The organism is Acidobacteriota bacterium, assembly GCA_021161905.1.
Lineage (GTDB): Bacteria > Acidobacteriota > B3-B38 > Guanabaribacteriales > JAGGZT01 > JAGGZT01.
Window position 1 is genome coordinate 25658 of sequence record JAGGZT010000071.1, and the last position, 18658, is coordinate 44315.

The 18658-nt window shown below is 51.5% G+C and carries 13 protein-coding genes; 3 read left to right on the forward strand and 10 right to left on the reverse strand.

The window, feature by feature from the left end; all coding sequences use genetic code 11:
* Positions 1-6 precede the first annotated feature (6 nt).
* The 6 genes from J7L64_09760 to J7L64_09785 are packed head-to-tail and all read right to left on the reverse strand — an operon-like array spanning position 7 to position 9885.
* The gene (locus J7L64_09760) at positions 7-2478 is read right to left on the reverse strand and encodes a glycosyltransferase family 39 protein (protein MCD6452628.1); all 2472 of its coding nucleotides are present in this window, start codon (positions 2476-2478) and stop codon (positions 7-9) included.
* 6 nt (positions 2479-2484) lie between these two features.
* Positions 2485-3849, reverse strand: a complete 1365-nt coding sequence (locus J7L64_09765) for a glycosyltransferase family 4 protein (GenBank protein MCD6452629.1) — start codon at positions 3847-3849, stop codon at positions 2485-2487.
* Between the two features lies 1 nt (position 3850).
* A complete protein-coding gene (locus J7L64_09770) occupies positions 3851-4903 on the reverse strand; it encodes a glycosyltransferase family 4 protein (GenBank protein ID MCD6452630.1) in 1053 nt (350 codons plus the stop codon).
* Positions 4900-7125, reverse strand: a complete 2226-nt coding sequence (locus J7L64_09775; GenBank protein MCD6452631.1) for a sulfatase — start codon at positions 7123-7125, stop codon at positions 4900-4902. Before J7L64_09775 ends, J7L64_09770 begins: the two co-directional genes overlap by 4 nt.
* Complete coding sequence (locus J7L64_09780) at positions 7122-8555, reverse strand: methyltransferase domain-containing protein (GenBank protein MCD6452632.1); 1434 nt, start codon at positions 8553-8555, stop codon at positions 7122-7124. The genes J7L64_09775 and J7L64_09780 overlap by 4 nt, the downstream gene beginning before the upstream one ends.
* Entirely contained in the window at positions 8548-9885 is a 1338-nt protein-coding gene (locus J7L64_09785; protein ID MCD6452633.1) for a UDP-glucose/GDP-mannose dehydrogenase family protein, read from the reverse strand. Before J7L64_09785 ends, J7L64_09780 begins: the two co-directional genes overlap by 8 nt.
* A gap of 304 nt (positions 9886-10189) precedes the next feature.
* Between J7L64_09785 and J7L64_09790 the strand changes: the two genes are divergently transcribed.
* The 3 genes from J7L64_09790 (at position 10190) to J7L64_09800 (ending at position 12875) form a co-directional block, all read left to right on the forward strand.
* Entirely contained in the window at positions 10190-10798 is a 609-nt protein-coding gene (locus J7L64_09790) for a hypothetical protein (protein ID MCD6452634.1), read from the forward strand.
* A 19-nt stretch (positions 10799-10817) separates the two neighbouring features.
* Positions 10818-11465, forward strand: a complete 648-nt coding sequence (locus J7L64_09795; protein MCD6452635.1) for a hypothetical protein — start codon at positions 10818-10820, stop codon at positions 11463-11465.
* A gap of 339 nt (positions 11466-11804) precedes the next feature.
* A complete protein-coding gene (locus J7L64_09800; protein MCD6452636.1) occupies positions 11805-12875 on the forward strand; it encodes a glycosyltransferase family 4 protein in 1071 nt (356 codons plus the stop codon).
* A 3-nt stretch (positions 12876-12878) separates the two neighbouring features.
* Here J7L64_09800 and J7L64_09805 read toward each other — a convergent pair whose 3' ends face one another.
* The 4 genes from J7L64_09805 to uvrA form a co-directional block, all read right to left on the reverse strand.
* Positions 12879-14234, reverse strand: coding sequence for a glycosyltransferase family 4 protein (locus J7L64_09805; protein ID MCD6452637.1), 1356 nt, complete (start codon positions 14232-14234; stop codon positions 12879-12881).
* Positions 14231-14827 (reverse strand): hypothetical protein, encoded by a 597-nt coding sequence (locus tag J7L64_09810; GenBank protein ID MCD6452638.1) that lies wholly within the window; start codon positions 14825-14827, stop codon positions 14231-14233. Before J7L64_09810 ends, J7L64_09805 begins: the two co-directional genes overlap by 4 nt.
* Positions 14814-15464, reverse strand: a complete 651-nt coding sequence (locus tag J7L64_09815; protein ID MCD6452639.1) for a hypothetical protein — start codon at positions 15462-15464, stop codon at positions 14814-14816. The genes J7L64_09810 and J7L64_09815 overlap by 14 nt, the downstream gene beginning before the upstream one ends.
* Before the next feature lie 82 nt (positions 15465-15546).
* The gene (gene uvrA / locus J7L64_09820) at positions 15547-18384 is read right to left on the reverse strand and encodes an excinuclease ABC subunit UvrA (GenBank protein ID MCD6452640.1); all 2838 of its coding nucleotides are present in this window, start codon (positions 18382-18384) and stop codon (positions 15547-15549) included.
* Positions 18385-18658: the final 274 nt, after the last annotated feature.

An 18658-nucleotide genomic window follows, 5' to 3' on the forward strand; every position in this document is an offset into this window, starting at 1 on the left:
GGATGTCTAATCCCAGCTGATGTAGTCTATCTTCACCCCGAGCTCCCTGATATCAGGCGAGCCGAGATCACGAGCGGGGTTCATCGTGGTCGATTTGATATAGAGGATGGGCATCTTCTCCCGGGTGAGCTTTTTCCTTATTCTTTCCGGTATGGGGATGCGATAGGTATTAAAGCCGTTTTCTACCGTGAGCTCCCCGATCTTTTCGTTGAGAAGGTAAAAGCTCACCTCTGGCTTTTTTATCCCCTTGGGCCTTCCTCCATCCATCCGCAGGGTGATGGTTGAAGCATTGGCTAAGGAGGGGAGATATACCGAGGCTATTCTGCCCGTCCAGCGGAAACTCACCGTCCCCTCTTTCTCCTTCTGGTAGAAGCCGGAACGGAGGAGGATGTCGTCCTCGCCCACATCGATCGTTTTCCCCTCTTTGGAGAGTTCAGAGGGATGAATAAGCCTTTTCAAGGTCATCTTGATATAGATGCCCTTTTCCTCTCGTGGAGGGCGGTTGTAGCTGAACTCCATAAATGAGCTTTTGAACCACTTCTCCTCGACGAGCCCGAAGTAGTAGGGACCATCGGGAATCTCTGTCCGCCAGCTCGTTAGGAGATAGATTTGGCGGAAGTTCTTTCGCCAGTAGGGGAGGAGCTTTTCAAGAAGCCAAGGGGAGAGCTTGAAGTAGCGGAGCTCAGCTACTTCGGAACCGCTCAAGGTGCTTAGGGGAAGGGAGACGAGGTGGATGAGTGAGGTGGAGATGTTCTCGGTTATTACCAGACTTCCCGGTTTTATCTCCCTCTTTAGCTCCTTAACGAGGTTGATAGCGCCAGCAAATTCCCGATGGGGATAGATGAGCTTATCGTAGGAGATGAAGGAGTAAAGAAGATAGGCGAGGATGAGAATACTTGCTACCCTGAGGAATCTTTTTCTTTGTCCAAGGTCCCAGAGTTTACCTATGAGGTAAGCGATAAATAGCACTAATCCTGGGTAGATTAAGGGAACGAACCGCCGCATCACCCAGAAGTAGTCCGGTATCACTCGTATCCGGTAGAAGTAGAAACCGGCGAAGAAGAGAAGTGAGGAGAGGAAGAAGAACTCCGCTCCCCGCCTCAGCCGGTACCAGAGATAAACGAAGACAATACTCCCCGCGATGACGCCGAAGTCGGTGAGGAACCAGCCCATCCGGTGGTAGGTGCCCGCATTCGGATCGTTCCAGCCGTAGATGAAGTAGGGGCGGTAGAAGTAGGCATAGAAGAGAGCGAGCGAGAGGGAAATAGCGGTAAGAAGGGGGAGTGGATGTTTGTAGGCGATCACCCGCCTGAAGAGCGCTTTCAGCCTCGAGGAGATGATCACCGCGATGAGGAAGAGAAGAAGGGCAATGGGAGCAAGTTTCATCCATAGTTTGATGTCGTTTAACACCCGGGCAAAGGTGTTCCAGAGGTAATAGTGAGCGATGAACTCGCCGTGGAGGAAGAAATGGAGAACGAGGAGGGAAAAAGGAAGGGCAAAGAATAGCGTTTTTTTACCGAAGTGGGAGAGGAAAAGGCCGAGGACAAAAAGGGAGGCGGGAATCACCAAGAGCGAGCAATCGACCCGTACCAGCATTGTTAATCCGAGGGAAAGACCGGAGAGCACTCCGAAGACTGGATCCCCCTCTTCGAGGAAAAGATCGAGGAGGAATATCCCGGAAAGAAGAAGGTATTGGACCAGTATTTCCGAGGTAGGAAAACGGGCGAACCAGATGGCGATCACATTAATGGAAAGGAGGAAGGAGGCTAAGAGCCCTACCTTTTCCCCGTAGAACCTCTTTCCGAGGAGATAGAGTGCCCCCACTCCAAGGACCCCGAAGATGGCAGGAAGGAATAAAGCGAACCTTATCCCGAAAATGGAGTAGAGGATGCCGTACCAAAGGGGAAAGAGATGATAGAACTGGGGCACCAAGGTAAGCTTGCTTTTTGAGGCGATGTAGATCCCCATCTGATTGGGCCTGAACCCCTTGAGGAAAAGGGGCTTGAGTTCAGGGGGAAGGACTGCACTTGCTTTATTCTCGAAGATTATCGAGCCCCTTTTGGCGATGTTAATCCCCATATTGACATAGACCCCGGGGTCCCTCCCTCCGAAGATGCACTCCCCGGGCTTGCCGAAGAGGAAGAGAGCAAGGATGAGGATGGCGATTATTATGAGGTGGGATCGTTTAAGAGGAAGGCCGGGGCGGAAAGGCGTTAGTTTGCTTTTCGTGCCGAGTATCAGAAGGAGAGAGAAAAGAATATCAGCAAACAGCAGGTTTACTAAGGAGAAATGGGCGAACTCGGCAAGTAGCAAGCCAAACCAGCTCGAGGCGATGGTACTTACTAAGACGATGAGGAAGATAAGTTCAAAGGGATCAAGCTTACGAGAGGCTTTCCTTCCGAAGGGGGTGAGGAAGAGAGAATATCCAGGAATGGCGAAGATGATGAGCAGAGAGATCATTCCGAAAAGCAGATGCATTTGATCTCATTCCTCCTTTCCTCTTCCGCCGATCCCGAGTTCCGAGATCGCCCTCTTTATTATTTCGGGGTAGGGGTGGTTTATATTTTTGAAGTCGGCGAGTTGCGATAAACGCTCATGATAGAGCTTTTTGGCGAATTTTGCCCTTTCCCTGGCAACCCTCCTCTGCGCTTTGGCGAGCTCTCGCTTGCTTTTATCTTTAAGTTCCTTGATAAAGGAGATGTATCCTTCCACTTCTTTTTCCAAAGGGTGGTTTTTTATGATGTACTCCCTCGCTCGCTCCCCATAGGCCTGGCGGAGATCAGGTCGCCAATAGAGGAGCTCGAGGGTGTAGAAGAGCTCCATTTCCTCGTATTTTCCCGGATCTATCTTGATAACGGTATCATCGGGGAGTTCCCTGAATTGGCCCAGGTTCGAGGTTATGACCGGCTTCCCTGCGGACATAAGCCGGAGCAGGCTTGCCGAGGTCTCACCACCGGTAGGATAGCGCAGGTTTAGGGCGACATCGGTTATCGCTATTATGTCCTCATAGGTTTCTTTCTCCACAAACCCAGTGGTTCTCACCTTGTCCGATATCCCTCGCTCGGCGAGCATCGAATCTAAAGGGAGTTCGTTCGATACCTCGCCCACGATGAAGAAGTAGGAGTTGGGGTAGAGGGAGTGGAAATGGGCGAATATGTTCAGTATGGTGCGTGCCCCTTTCATCTCGGAAAAGAGCCCAAAACTTGAGATGATGTAGCTATCTGAAAGCCCAAGCGCCTCCTTGAGCTTTCTTCCATCCCTCTTCTCCGAGGGCTTTATCCCCATAGGGACGAATGAGACCGGCACATCGGGGCATTCCCGTTCTACCAGATCCTTGAGATACCGGTTGTGGACGATTACTCCGAGCGAGAGCTCAACCGCCCGGCGGAAGCAGGGATAAAGGAAATAAAAAAGATTGCTCCCGAGCCCGGAAAGAACGAGCTTTGCCACCTTCTCCCCTTCCTCGCCATGGTTCTCCTTAAGTTCCCGATAGTAGCTCGCCTCGTCGAAGAAGGGGATGGTGAGCGCTCGGATCATATGATGGAGCATTCCCTCGTGGAGCACCACGATGCCCGGGTATTTCTTTAAGGTATTGTAGATATAGACATGGTAGGGGTTGTTTCCCAGTTGATAGATGTTCATATCGTAGCCCCGCTCCTTTAAGAGCCAGTCGTAGCGGAGGTAGTTTATCGTCTCAAAGCGGGAGGTTATCTCTTTATTGGTCGGTTGGTAATCGTCGATGATGAGGTCGATATCGAACTCCTCCTGAAGGAGGGGGAGTAATTCCTCCGAGTAGTGGGAGACACCGCTTTTTATCGGGCTTAACGGAGAGAAGTAGGCGATCCGCAACTTAACCCTCCCTCAATATCTCCGTCAGATGGTCGATAACATAATCCCAGGAGAGGTCCTTCACCCTGCGGTATCCCTCCTCGCCGAGCTCCTTAGCCAGCTTCCTCTTCTCGTAGAGGAGGTCCATCTTCTCGGCGAAGAGCTCGGGAGAAGGGGGGATGATGAAGCCCGTTTTCCCATCCTCAACGAACTCGAGCACCCCTCCAGAGTCAGGAGCGGTCAGCACCGGTTTTTTGGAAAGAAAAGCCTCGATGGTGATATAGCCGAAATCCTCCCCAATGGGGGCGAAGAAGACAGCAAGCGAGCTTGCGTAGAGGTGGATGAGTTGGGAATCGGGAACGAAGCCGAGGAGCTTCACCCTATCTTTAAGACCATATTTCTCTATCAAATATTCCAGATGAGGGCGGAAAGGACCAGAACCAGCGATGAGTGCCCGAACCGGCGAGCGGACATATCTCATCGCCTCGATGAGGAGATCGCCTCGTTTCACCCAGTCGAGCCTTCCCGCATAGAGGATGAAATCGCCATATTCTTCGAGGCGGAATTCATCCTTCAGTCGGGGAAGGGGGTAGAGGGTTTTGGCGTCAAGGCCATTGTATTTTTTGAGCCTTCCTGCCACCGTCTTCGAGCCGGAAAAAAGCCTCCTTGCCTCCCTTAAGGTGATGTTGTCCAGCTCCACGATGGCATCCCTTAGGGTGATATCCTCGGGGCTGTTGTTAAGGCTACTGAGCTTGGTGCCGAAGACATCGTATGCCTCCCGGTGCTGATGAAAGAGCCAGACTACCTTGTTCGGATGGCGGATGAGATAGGAGGGGAACTTGGTGGCGATGACCAGGTTTATCTCCTTACCCGCATCGTCCCAGAGGTCGAGGAACCGCCAGAGCAGGGCATCTTTAAGGACATTGCTCTTTGGAAACCAACGAAAAGGAAGGGCGACGATGTCGGTCTTGTACCCCCGACGGACGAAGTTATCCTTGAGGAGCTCGACCAGAAGTTCTGCCCCCCCGTGGATGAACGGCATTTGAGCGTGTAGGATTAAGACCGTCCCTCTCATTTTATATACCCCAGCGCCCGTAGTCTGTTTTTCGTCTCCTCGTCGAGATGGATTCGCCGTTTCATCCTTCTTCCTACTACTCGATGAGCCCGTTTGATAAAGGAGAGTAGTTCCTTTTTCATCCGGGCGAAAAGTGGCGGTTTGGATCCGATGAGGTTTTTCTTCTCCTTTGGATCGGAGCTCAGATTGTAAAACTCTTCCTTCGCCCCTGAAGGAGGATAGATCGTCAGGATGTATTTGTGGTTCTCTCCCCGGATGGAATGTTTCTTCGGTCCGAACTTATTGGCACCACTCATCAGGAACCGCGAAGGAGGTATCTTCCCTTTAAGGTAGGGAAGAAGATTTTCCCCTTGCTCTCCAGGGAGAGGAGAGAGGTTGAGAAAGGCGAGAGTGGTGGGGGCGATGTCGATGGTGGAGACCTCCACATCTACCCTTCGTCCGGCGTATTTCCCCTTTGGGAAATGGATTATAAGGGGTACCCGGAGCATCTCCTCATAAAGGGTCTCTCCGTGTCCAAAGCTTCCATGTTCCAGGAATTCTTCTCCGTGGTCTGAGGTGATGATGACCAGAGTATCGTCGATAAGGCGGGTTTCCTCGAGTTTGGCGAAGAGACGCCCAAGCTGGCTGTCGGTATAGGCGATCTCCCCATCGTAGAGAGCGGTGATGTGGTTTAGGTCGGCTTTGGAAAGCCCTTCCCTTCTTGCTTTCTCTATGCTATCCCTTGTCCCATCTATTTTCCCTTTGTAATCCCGGTCGAAGAGCTTATCGTACGGTGGAGGTGGGGTATAATCCAGGTGGGGGTCGAAGTAGTGGAGGAAGAGGAAGAAGGGGAAGCGGTTGTTTCCCTCGATGGTCTTGATGGCGAAGTCGGTTACCTCTCTTGCCCTTGCCTCCTGTGAGAAGAAGAACCGGTTGAACCCGCGAGCAAATCCGTATTTTTCCGAGACGAAATCGTGGCTCACGAAGGCGTAGCAGGCGAAGCCACGACGCCTCAAGTGCTCGGTGAGGATGGGGACATTGGGATCAAGGGCGGTATCCACCTTAATCACTCCATGGAACGAGGGGTAAAGCGAGGTGAGGATCGAGATATGGGAGGGGAGGGTCCAGGGGGAAGGAGCGATCGCCTCGGTAAATATCACCCCCTCCTTCGCCAGTTTATCGATGTTTTTGCTCGTTTCCCTTGGATAGCCATAACAGCTTAAATGATCCGCTCTCAGGGTATCGATGGAGATGAGGATGATATTGGGAAGCCTGCTTTTTTTCTCCTGGTAGATCACTGGATCAGAAAAGCAGGCGATTATGTTCTCTTTTGCTCCCTTTTTATCGGGAAGGGAAAGAGATTTGATGAGGGGGGTTGCGCTGAAAACGAGTTCTCCCTCCTTCCCCTGATAAGGGGAAAGATCAAGGGTGAAGTCCTGCCATCCACCTCCCTCAGGACTCGAGGTGTCTACTACTCTATCGAAGAGGGTTTTCTCCCTATTGCCCCTTCGCAAAGCCACCGAAAAGCGTACTATCCTCCTTTTCCCCTCTCGGTTCAAGATGCCTATCCCGAAAGAGAGCTTTCCCTTAGAAGGAACCTTAATCGGAAAGCTCACCCGATAGGGAGAGGGAGCGGTTAAAGCGGTTCTCGTTTCTTTTCCTATTTTGGCGCTCGTGAGGTAAGCGGGGAGAGAGATCAGGTCAAAGGCGGCGGAGAGCCTTCTCGTATCGTCGTTTTTCCTGTCAAGATCGTGTGGAGATATGGCATAGGAGAAGAAAAGATCAACCCGGTTCTCCCGATTTCTGAGTATATTCCTCGGGAGCAGTATTCGGTATCTTTCCCATTCTTCCTTTAGCTCTATTTCGGAAAGCCCCTTCCCATTTAGAAGGATATTTGCCTTTAGCTTTTCACCCTTAGGGTGTTCGAAGGGACGAGCGGAGAGGATCAATTCCCCATTACTCACCGGAAAGAGATGGGCGGAGAGATGGGCTTCGCCGGAAAGCGCCCAAAGGAAAGGTTTCTTTCCCAACCATAACTCCTCTTCCCCCCATCCGTTCAGGAGAAATGTCCGTTCCCGCCCCATATCGATCTGGTAGGGGGTGATGAGTTCCGGCTTCATCCTATCGAGATGATCGAGAAGGTAATAGCTGGCAGAGCTTTCCCTTGTGAGGAAGAAAACGAGGGATATTATAAAGGCTATCGCCCCGAGGGCTGCGATAAGTTTGAGGGTAGCTTTCTTCATTTTTCCCCTATCACCGCGTAATCCTGATAACCGAAGATGAGGTCATTCAGCCGTTTGATGTTGTTGTTGAGCTTGGCGAATTGGCTGATTAGTGGTTCCCCCAAGCTTGGAGGTGGGGTGAGGGGTTCTAATTTTCCCTCTTCAGGAACCGGAGAGAGGAAGATGACCTCCACCTTGGAAAAGCCCGCTGCCTCATAAAGAAAGCGAAGCGCCTCAGGATGAATGGGGCGGATATGGGAGGGGTCGGTGAAGAAGTGAGAAAGGGCGAAAAGGCTCCCCGGATTCACCGTCTCCAGGATAAGTCGTCCCCCAGAAGGTAGCTTCTCCCAGGCGAGTTCAACCAGTTTTTTCCCTTGCTCAGGGGGAAGATGTTCGATCAGCTGGGAGGCAAAGATACCGCTTACCCCCCCCGGAGCAAGTGTTTCTAAGTGAGAGACCGCTTCCGCCTTCACCACCTTAAGGTCCTTTTCGCGAGCGCGAAGGAGCATTTCTTCATTCAGATCGATCCCATAGCCCTCAATTCCTTCTTCCTTCAAGAGCTGGAGAAATTCCCCCCTTCCACAGCCGAGATCGAGCACCTTATCGCCCAGGTGAAAGTATTTGAGATATATCCTCTGCCTTCTTTTTATTTCCTCCTCGCTACCCCGGTGTCTCGTCTCGAAGGTGAAGTAGTAATGATCGGAAAGCCCCTCCTTTTCCTTGGCTACTTTCGTTAGCTTTCTCTTTCTTTCCTCTCCCACCGCGGCTAATGCCTCCTTGAGCTCGGAGAGGAGATGTTCCAGCTTCTTTCTGAGCGAGAGCTCCCCCATCTTGAGGTCGGAGATATCCCTTCCCGCCTTTTCGGTAAATTGGGAGAAGGCTTTTGTTTCTTCTTTAAGCTCCTCTACTATGTTCTCCAGGGTGATGATGTTTCCCTCGAGGCGGGAGTAGAGGAGATCCATTCGGGAGGTTAAGCCCTGGGAAAGCTCGGAGAAGAAGGAGCCCACCCTTGAGGAGAAATCGGTGTTTATCTCGTTTATTCTGTCGTTCAGTCGGTTCAGATGGTTGTTTAACTCCGAGATGATCTCGTTTAATGCCCGGACAAGCCCTGCGTTAAATTCCCTCTGTCTCTCGAAATAAGGGGAGAAAACGCCATAAAGAAGGGGACGAAGGACTCGCCGGAAAAGCACGAGGAGCTTGCCGACCACCCTGCGCCGGGAGCTATAGTGGACCGGAGCGTCGATGAGGTAATGCTCGTTTAGAAAGCGGATTGCCTCACCAGAGGAAGGTTTGGGGAACTGGATCATTCCCTCCATTCGGTCCACTGCTTTCTGATATTCGATGAGATTTTTTATCCCCTCGTAGATCGGTGGGGCGAACTTTTCTCCCTTTTTCTTTCCCCGGATGATGTTGCGTAGTTTCTCTACCCTTTTCTCGAATTCCTCAGTCATCTCTTTTTTCTTTCGCGAACTCGCTTCGCCTCACCCGTCCTACGCAATCGTAGATGAAGCCGAGCTTCTTCATCCGCTCTGGCTCGTAGATGTTTCGGAGATCGATCATAACCGGTTTTTTCATCAGGCTCTTTATCCGTTCGAGGTCGAGATTGCGGAACTGGTTCCACTCGGTGATGATCACCATCGCATCACAACCGGAGACGGCATCGTAAGGGTCGCTTGCATATTCGATATCGGGATATATCTTACTCGTATTCTCCATAGCTGCCGGATCATATGCCCTTATCTTCGCCCCTTTCTCTTTTAACCTTCCTACTATCGCGATGGCGGGTGATTCTCGGATATCGTCGGTGTTTGGCTTGAAGGAAAGGCCAAGCACGGCGATCTCCTTCCCTTTTAGCTCTCCAATTACCCGGGCTATCTTCTCCACCATCAACTCCCTCTGCCTCTCGTTCACCCCGATTACCGCCTTCACAATGGATAGATCATACCCTTTCTCCTCAGCGATCTGGACGATTGCCCGAGTATCTTTGGGAAAGCAGCTTCCGCCGAACCCTGGTCCTGGGTGGAGAAATTTGGGACCGATCCGTTTATCAAGCCCCATCCCCTTCGCTACTATGTGGACATCAGCTCCCACCAGCTCGCAGAGGTTTGCCATCTCGTTGATAAATGAGACCTTGGTGGCGAGGAAGGCGTTGGAAGCGTATTTTATCATCTCCGCGGTCTCGATGTTGGTTATTACAAACGGGGTCTCGATGAGGAATAAAGGGGAGTATAAGTCCTTCATAATGGCTATCGCCTCACTCGACTCCGCCCCTATTACCACCCGATCGGGTCGCATAAAGTCCTCTATCGCTGAACCCTCACGGAGGAACTCGGGGTTCGAGACCACATCGAAGTTGACCTTCTCCTTCTGGTGTTCTTTGATGATCCGCTTTATCCGCTCGCCGGTTCCCACTGGTACCGTGCTCTTGGTGACGATCACCTTGTAGCCGTTCATATTTTCGGCGATGCTTCTTGCTACCTCGTCAATATAGGAGAGATCGGCGGAACCATCCTCCTTCGGTGGGGTACCCACAGCGATGAAGATGACAAGCGCCTTCTTTACCCCTTCGGCGATATCGGTGGTGAAGGTGAGGAGCCCTTCCGCCATATATTTCTTTATCTTTTCCTCGAGCCCTGGTTCATAAATCGGGATCTCCCCCCGATTGAGCATCTCGATCTTCTCTTTATCTTTGTCGATGCCGGTGACCTTTAAGCCAAACTCGGCGAAACAGGCGCCGGTGACCAGCCCTACATAGCCAGTGCCAACTATTGCGATGTTCACTTTTCCCCCTCCTCGAATTTGGTCGATCTTCTTTCCCTCTCTTTGATCAGCGTAATCAAGGTAGCAAAATCCCTATCTATTGTCAACTTTAGAAGAGCGCATTTACTCGCTTACCTCTTCTCTTCTGAGGCGGCTTTGGGATTGATTTTTTAGCGGACGATTCAGCTGGGAGAGATTTTCTTGACATATTCTTAGATGAAGGGTTAAACTAAATTATGATTTTAAAGAAAAATAGTGAAACGAAAATTATATAGTTATATTTAAATGGCTCAATGACCTTGATGAATCGCAAAAGGAGGAGGCTATGAAATGCATAGGAAGGATGTTGCTGGTCATCCTTCTCTTGGGAAGCGCCGTTCTCGCCTTGGCTGAAGAGAAGGGAAAGCGGTTCGAGGTTTCCTTATCCGGCGGTATTTCCTATGCCACTTCCAGCTTTGGTTTTTCGCCTGAGGTCGGTTTTTCCTTCTATCCGGTGGAGAACTTCGCCCTTTCCTTCGGCTTTGGCGTAGCCTATCACCTCCCCGAACTCGATTTCCGACAGTTTGCGGATTTGGTGGGGGATGCTACCCAGGATGAGATCATCATACGGGTAAGAAGCCAGTATCGCTTATTTTCCACCCTCAGTGCGGAGTACTCCTTCGATCTTTCCCCGCGGATTAAACCCTTTGCCAACGCAGGGATCGGCTGGTGCGGTGATTATGTGGACATCAATGTATACAACTGGACCTCTTCCAACCTTGCCAATTCTAAGGATGTTAGATATCGGAAGAACGGTTCCTTCTTCCTCTTCGGTGGTGGGATCGGGTGCCCCCTGGGAGAAAAGGGGGTCTTGAAGCTGATGCTGCGGGTTCTCAACCCCGGCGGGGATTTTTCTACCTATCAGGTAATCGCTCGTTTGGGCTTCAGGTTTTAAACAAATACGAGGTGCTCCGATGAAGGTATCGATCGGTTTATCGAGTAGGAGATTTGTGGTTCCTCTCATCATTCTTCTTCTTTTTAGCTCCGCCTTAGCCCTTGGTGATGATGAGAGGAAGAACGAAATAGCGGGCTATGTAAGCGGTTATTTTTGCATAGGCGACGGAGCGGAAAGTTACCTCTCCTTTGATATTGGGTATGAGAGAAGGTTCAACGATCGGATCTCCTTCGCGGTATCGGTAGGGTATGTTCCCCTGATGTGGGATTATAACTTGGCAAGCTCGGCAAGGGTGAATTTTAAGAAGAGCTTCGGTGGCTCCAGGAATTTCACCAGCGTCTCTAAGGTGGGGTCCGAGCTCGATCTTTATTTCGGTCTCTACTTCTATCTCCTTCGTCAGAGGGATAAAAGGTATGATCTCTTCCTCTATCTGGGAAACAGTTACTATCGGTGGTCTGAGAGCCATAAAGCATATTCTGATGATTCCTCCCGTACTGAGACCCTCTCCAACTCGGATTCCTTTTTCTCTCCATTGGATGTGGGCGTTGGACTTAGGTACAGATTTAGCAAGAGACATTTCTTGAGGGGAGAGTGGCGGTTGGGAAATGTCCTCTCGGGGGAAGAGCAGATATGGAAGCTCCTTCTCGGTCTTAGCTATCGGTTCTGAGAATCAAGTCAGGCTTAGGAGAAGGGTAAGCCCTGTCCCTACACAAGATATGGAGAGAATATAACGGTATGCTCGGTTCCTTGTGAAAGATAAGAGGGGCGCAAGTATCACCGATCATCTCTTTAGAGTGGAGGGACAGCCCTCGCCGCTGTCCGCATTTTTGATAATTGCCCGTTTTTCTCAATAGGGCGGACAGGAACGAGCCCTGTCCCTACATAGATTGAGATATAAAACCCCTACAAATATGGGGATAGGGACAAACGGTCTTTTCTTTTCTTTCCTGTTTGACAATGGATGAAAAGCTGTGCTACCTTCCTTACAAAATAAGGAGGGTAGCAATTGGCGCTTCTCAAAGCCCCGGCGGATACGAGAGTGCTTCTTTGTGGCGCCCAGGTGCCTTTCTTTCGTGGAGGGGCAGAACAGCTGATCTCCTCCCTCTCCGAGCATCTCCGTCGGCTCGGCTATCAGGTGGATGTGACCCAGCTTCCCTTCAAGTGGTATCCCAATCGCAATATCTTCCATCACGCTTTAGCTTGGCGCCTGCTCGATCTTTCTGAGGCGCATGGGGTTAGCATAGACATCCTCATCGCTACCAAATTCCCCTCCTATCTCGCCCGCCACAAGAATAAAGTGGTCTGGCTGGTGCACCAGTTCCGTCAGGTGTATGATTTCTACGGCACCATCTACTCCGGCTTCGATGCTCATAGTAAAGAAGACAACGAGATAAGGGAGATGATAATCAAGATGGATAAGCTCGCCCTGTCCGAGGCGCGGGCGCTTTTTGCCATTTCGAGAAATGTGGCGGAAAGGCTGGAGAGATATAATGGCTTGAAGGCAGAACCCCTTTACCCTCCCTTACCTCATCCGGAACGATATTATACCGAGGGCTATGGGGATTTCATCTTCTCTGCCTCACGGCTGGAGGAGGATAAGCGGATAGACCTCCTCCTTCGCGCCCTTGCCCATACCGATAAAAGGATACGAGCGAAGATCGTAGGAAGAGGGACGAGGAGGGAGAAGCTTGAGCAATTAGCGCGGGAGCTCGGGGTAAGGGATCGGGTGGACTTCCTCGGTTTCGTCCCCGAAGAGGAGCTGTATCGCCTCTATGCCAATGCCTTTGCCGTTTACTTCGCCCCCATTGATGAGGACTACGGCTATGTTACTGTGGAGGCGTTTACCTCGAAAAAGCCGGTGATAACCGGGAAGGATTCCGGAGGTATTCTCGAATTCGTTGAGGAGGGAGAAACCGGTTTTATCTGCCAGCCGGAACCGGAAGCTGTGGCAAAGAGGATAGAACTCCTCTTTAAGGATAAGGATTTGGCGAGAAGGCTCGGTGAGGCGGGTTACTGCAGGGTAAAGGATATCACCTGGGAGAAGACGATAAAAGCCCTTCTCTCTGCCGCCTCTTAATTATTAGAGGATTATCTCCATCTCTTTGACCAGCTCTGGGGGAAGATCGCCTATCTTGGCTCCGAATGGGGCTAAGATTGAAGATAGATCGGAGAGAGCCTTCTCTCGCCAGTGGCGGAGAAAAGGAGGAAGATTTGAGCGATCTATTCTCCTCTTCTTTCCAGGAAGGGAGAGCGCCTTTTCTATCGCCTTTATATAGTCATCCTTCATCAGGGGAAGGGTGTGTTCCTTTTTGGCGTATCTTCTTGCTTTTTCCCCCATTTCCTCCCGGAGTCTCTTATCCTCAATAAGCTTGCTGAGGGCGCTTACCAACGCCCTTTCCTCGTTGATCAGGGATATCCTCATCACGCATTCATCGGGGATGTCTGCTAAATGGGGAAGCTCTGAGATGAGGACTGGTTTTCCCGCCATCATAATCCGAAGGAGGGTGGCGGAGGTCTCGTAGACAGTGGGATAGCGCAGGTTAACCCCGATATCGGAGATGGCGAGGTAGGTGGCAAAATCATCGTAGGGGACGAAGCCGGTTATTATCACCCGATCTTTTATCCCCAATTTTTCCGCCTCCTTTGCCACATCGAGCTCCGCTGAAGGTTTTCCCACTACCAGGTAGCGGATGTTAGGGAATTGAGGAAGAAGTTTTTTCACCGCTTTTAATACCGAGGGGATCCGCTTCTCCGGGGTAGCTGCGCCAAAGGAGGCGATCACTACTTCGTCGTCGCAGATGTTATGTTTCCTTTTCAGTTTTTTGATCTCCTCCTCGCTCACTTCCAATTCAGCCACCCCCATCCTGATCAGCGATACCGGCACTTCAGGATGTTCTTTGTTGATCAGGGAGATAAGATACCGCTGGTGTACCGCCACGGCAAGGCTGGTATCTATCACCAATTTGTTGTAAGGAAAGCGGAAGTAAAGGGGCTTTCCTCCCATTCCGGTAACGACTATCCGGGCTAACAACCTCCCCTTCTCCCCCGGATAACAATATTCTATTTCTTCGATGTAAGGGGTGAGGTTCTTTCTATCCACAAAGTATTTGAGCCGTGAATGGTGAAGGTTGTAGTCGTGCAGAACGGTGAGCCCGGGGTGAGAAAGAAGGAAGGGGTAGATGTATTGATGGTATCCTGAATTTCCCATTTGATAAATGATGAGTTGGTAGGGGTCTTTGATATTCCTGAAGGAGAATTCCGAGGCGGGAAAGGCTTTCTCTTTGAAGGAGGAGGTGGGGCTGTACCCTTCATCGATGTAGATGTCTATCTCGAACTCCTCCCAAAGAAGGGGGATGAGCTCGGCGGAGTAATCGGCGATGCCCGATTTCGCCGGGGGAAGTGGGCTGAAAAAAGCGATCCTCGGCTTTCTACTCATTTTCCCTTTTTAAGGCTTTCGAGCTCCTTGGAAAGCCTGAGGGCAAGAGAGGTGAGTTCCTCCTCTTTTTTCCCTATGTCCTCGAGGATGAGATCCATCCGCTTTATGGGGAGGTGGGTAACCAGACGGAGGAGCTCCGCCTCCTTGGCAGCGATTAGGGGGATTATTGACTGGAAGAGGTGGATCATCGCCTGGTTCAGCTCCCGCTCCGCCAAAATTATCTCGTTTCTTATCTCGTTTTCCCGATTGAGGAAGTCGATGATCCGCGAGGTTGTCTCGAACCCAAGGGGATCGCCGAAAAAGAAGGAGAGGATCTTCCTCCCCACCGCCCGGATAGCCCGGATTATAAGGGGTTTCTGTCTCTCACTAACTCTTTCGTTTATCCAGCGGTTTAGGTCGGCTAAGATTATGCCAACCCGTTCCCCCTTTCCCGTTTCTATCGATCTTCGAAAGAGCTCATCAACCGCGGTAAGACGCCGGTTGAACTCCTCCTCTGCCTCCTTTCGCTTTTTGGTGAGAGCTTCCAAGGTCTCGTCCTTGAGCCGTTCTTCTATTTTTTTCTTATCCGGCTCAAGGATCTCATCTTTCTTCATTCTCCTCTCCAGTTAAGGGTTGGATTAGTCGATCGCTTCCCTCTTTACCCTCTGCCTCGATGAGGAGGGCGTAATCCTCTATTTTTCCGCAGGGCAAAGGGACCCTCACTTCACAGGTGCCCTCCTCGTTGGTAAGGGCAGAGACGATCTCAATAGGTGGATGCCCCTCACGGATTAGTTTAAACGAAACTCGGATACCCATAAGCGGTTTCTCGGTGATACCACGAGTGGTCGCTACTTTAAGGAAGATTTCATTCTCTATTTCCCCCTGGGAAAAGGAGAGGAGTTTCAGGTTCAATCCCTCAACATTCAGGGCGGATGATAGATGGTTGATGATGAGATCGTCGAGGCTTCCTGTGGGGGAGAGGGGGCGTTTTTCCTCCAGTTTTTCTTGATGGTCAAACCTGAGTTTACCGCTCGCTATCTCGCTCACCACCGTTCTGTGTTGCCTCCGCATCAGGGTTAGTCTCTCTTCCTTGCTGAGTTCTTTATTTATATAGGTCCTCCGCGAGGCAACGATCCTTCCCTTTTCATAGATCAGCGTTTCTATCAGCAGAGGAGCTTCTCCTCGTTCCTCGGTTTGGATGTGGAAGGTCTTTCCCTTATGAGTGACCTCGGTATTGAGCCCCATAGTCATCTTACAGCTCCCCGTGGTGGATTATGAGGGACCGGTTATCACGAGAAATTATTATAGGGAGGGGCGTTTGAGCTTGTCAATTTCAATTATGGGAGAGTGCCCTTTCCCTCCTTAATACCTCGCGGAGGAATTGCCCGGTATAGGAACCCTCTACCTCTGCCACCTCCTCCGGGGTGCCGGTGGCTATTACCCGTCCTCCTTCCTCGCCTCCTTCAGGACCGAGATCAATGATGTAATCGGCACATTTTATCACATCAAGGTTGTGCTCGATCACCACCACCGTATTCCCTAAGTCCACCAGCCGGGACAAAACGGCGAGGAGTTTCTTTATATCATCGAAGTGAAGGCCAGTGGTCGGCTCGTCGAGGATGTAAAGGGTACGGCCAGTACTTCTCTTGGACAGCTCGCGGGCGAGCTTCACCCTCTGCGCCTCACCTCCGGAGAGAGTGGGTGCCGGCTGGCCCAGCTTGATGTAGCCTAAACCCACATCTACCAGGGTCTCAAGCTTTCTCCTGATACTGGGGATGTTCCCCATCAGCTTCAGCGCTTCGTTCACCGTCATATTTAGCACATCGGCGATGTTCTTCCCCTTGTACTTCACCTCGAGGGTCTCCCGGTTGAACCTCGTCCCCTTGCACTGATCACAGGTGATGTAAACATCGGGGAGGAAGTGCATTCCGATCCTAATGATGCCGTTCCCCTCACAGGCTTCGCACCGCCCTCCTTTCACATTGAAGCTGAACCGACCGGGACGATACCCCCGCATCCTCGATTCCGGAAGCCGGGAGAAAAGCTCCCTGATGTGGGTGAAAACGCCGGTGTAGGTGGCGGGGTTGGAGCGAGGGGTTCTTCCTATCGGATCTTGGGTGATGTTTATTACCTTGTCTATATGCTCTATTCCCTCTATCCTCTCGTGCTTTCCTGGCTCCTCGGGCGATTTGTATATCTGGGAGGCAAGCGCCCGGTAAAGGATCTCATCTATGAGGGTGCTTTTCCCTGATCCCGAAACCCCGGTAACCGCAGTGAAGAGGCCGAGCGGTATCTTCACATCGATCTTTTTCAGATTATGCTCCTCTGCGCCCCTTATCACCAGGAATTTCCCTTTGGGCTTTCTCCTTTTTTCCGGAAGGGGGATGCGGAGTTTCCCCGAGAGGTATTTCCCGGTGATCGAACGATCGCATTTTTCGAGCTCATCCGGCGGTCCGGCGAAGACGACCTCTCCTCCCTGTTCGCCCGCTCCCGGTCCCAGATCAATGACATAATCGGCGGTCCTTATCGTCCTTTCGTCGTGCTCCACCACGATCACCGTGTTTCCCAGGTCGCGGAGTTTGCAGAGAGTATCGAGGAGTCGGCGGTTGTCCCGCTGATGGAGCCCAATGCTCGGCTCATCGAGGATGTAGAGCACCCCCATAAGGCGGGACCCGATCTGGGTGGCGAGCCTTATCCGTTGTGCCTCACCTCCGGAGAGGGTGTAGGTTGCCCGGTTGAGCTCGAGATAATCGAGGCCCACATTCATCAGGAACTGAAGCCGTTCCCTTATCTCCTTTAACACCCTCTCTGCAATCAGTTCCTCTTTGGGAGATAGCTTGAGCTTTGAGAAAACCTTAGCTGCCTCCTTTATCGAGAGGGAGGTGTAATAGGCGATATTCTTACCGGAAACAGTAACCGCTAAACTCTCCTTCCTCAGCCTCGCCCCACCGCATTCAGGACAGGGACGGAGCGACATATACCGCTCGATCTCCTCCCTCACCGCCTCGGAGTCGGTCTCCTGGTACCGCCGCATCAGGTTGGGGATGATCCCCTCAAATGGAGCGTAAAAGCGATAGTGGCGGTTGATCTTCTTTATGTCGAACTCTATTCTCCCCTTGGTGCCGTAGAGGATCGCTTCCTTCGCCCTCTCCGGAAGATCACGGAACGGGGTCCTCATACTGAAACCATAGTGCTTAGCAAGGGATTCGAGCATCTGATACTGATAGGAATAGGGGTTGTCACTCACCACCCTTATCGCCCCCTCGGCAAGGGATTTCCCCTCATCGGGGATGATCTTCTTCGGCGATATCTCCCGCATCACTCCGAGACCGTCGCATACCGGGCAGGCACCGTAGGGAGAATTGAAGGAGAACACCCTCGGGGATAGCTCGGGGATGCTCACCCCGCAGTAAACGCAGGCTAATCGCTCGGAAAAGAGCTGGTCCTCCCCGTTCTCCCGCGCTATTACCACCACACCGTCTGCAAGCTCCAAGGCGATCTCGATGGAATCGGCGAGCCTTCCTTCGATCCCTTTCTTCACCACCAGCCGGTCCACCACCACCTCGATCTCGTGCTTTTTGTTCTTGTCGAGTTTTATCTCTTCGGATAGGAGATGGATCTCGCCATCTATCCTCGCCCGGATGAATCCCCTCGCCATCAGTTTCTCGAACTCCCGGCGGAACTCCCCTTTTCTCCCTCGGACGATCGGGGCGAGGATCATAATCTTTTCCCCCTGAGGAAGCTCGAGTATCCTATCCGCTATCTGCTGGACCGTCTGGGATGAGATCTCTCTGCCGCAGATGGGGCAATGGGGATGCCCTACCCGGGCGAAGAGGACCCGGAGGTAATCGTATATCTCGGTTACCGTGGCTACGGTGGAGCGGGGGTTTTTGCTCGCACTTCGCTGTTCGATGGCTATTGCCGGGGATAAGCCTTCGATCGATTCCACCTCCGGTTTTTCCATCTGTTCGAGGAACTGCCGGGCATAGGCGGAGAGGGACTCCACATAACGCCTTTGCCCTTCGGCATAGATGGTGTCGAAGGCGAGGCTCGATTTTCCCGATCCCGAGACCCCGGTTATCACCACCAGTTTGTCCCGGGGGATCTCGACATCGATATTCTTTAAGTTATGCTCTCCTGCCCCCTTAACGATGATCTTATCGACAGCCATCTCTCTCCTTTTGGGAAAGAAAAAACCACCACTTCGGTGGCTTATAATTTAAGTTAGCAGAGGTTGCCCTTGGTGTCAAGAAGCCCATTACTATTGGGCACATTTAGCCACTAAGCATTTGGTATTACTTCCTACCGCACCGAGAGGCAATCAAGCTTCCGTGGTTATTTATCCTTATTTAGATGTGGGCTTAGGATATAAGCATAGATTTAACGAAAAGTATTCCCTGAAGGTTGGACGGAAATGAAAGAAGCCCTGTTTAGAAAGAGAGTGT

What these genes read in the sequence shown, in the direction of transcription:
- J7L64_09760 (MCD6452628.1), bottom strand. Translation starts at nt 2,478, where the DNA reads ATGCATCTGCTTTTCGGAATGATCTCTCTGCTCATCATCTTCGCCATT.
- J7L64_09770 (MCD6452630.1), bottom strand. Translation starts at nt 4,903, where the DNA reads ATGAGAGGGACGGTCTTAATCCTACACGCTCAAATGCCGTTCATCCAC.
- J7L64_09775 (MCD6452631.1), bottom strand. Translation starts at nt 7,125, where the DNA reads ATGAAGAAAGCTACCCTCAAACTTATCGCAGCCCTCGGGGCGATAGCC.
- J7L64_09780 (MCD6452632.1), bottom strand. Translation starts at nt 8,555, where the DNA reads ATGACTGAGGAATTCGAGAAAAGGGTAGAGAAACTACGCAACATCATC.
- J7L64_09790 (MCD6452634.1), top strand. Translation starts at nt 10,190, where the DNA reads ATGAAATGCATAGGAAGGATGTTGCTGGTCATCCTTCTCTTGGGAAGC.
- J7L64_09795 (MCD6452635.1), top strand. Translation starts at nt 10,818, where the DNA reads ATGAAGGTATCGATCGGTTTATCGAGTAGGAGATTTGTGGTTCCTCTC.
- J7L64_09805 (MCD6452637.1), bottom strand. Translation starts at nt 14,234, where the DNA reads ATGAGTAGAAAGCCGAGGATCGCTTTTTTCAGCCCACTTCCCCCGGCG.
- J7L64_09810 (MCD6452638.1), bottom strand. Translation starts at nt 14,827, where the DNA reads ATGAAGAAAGATGAGATCCTTGAGCCGGATAAGAAAAAAATAGAAGAA.
- J7L64_09815 (MCD6452639.1), bottom strand. Translation starts at nt 15,464, where the DNA reads ATGACTATGGGGCTCAATACCGAGGTCACTCATAAGGGAAAGACCTTC.
- uvrA (MCD6452640.1), bottom strand. Translation starts at nt 18,384, where the DNA reads ATGGCTGTCGATAAGATCATCGTTAAGGGGGCAGGAGAGCATAACTTA.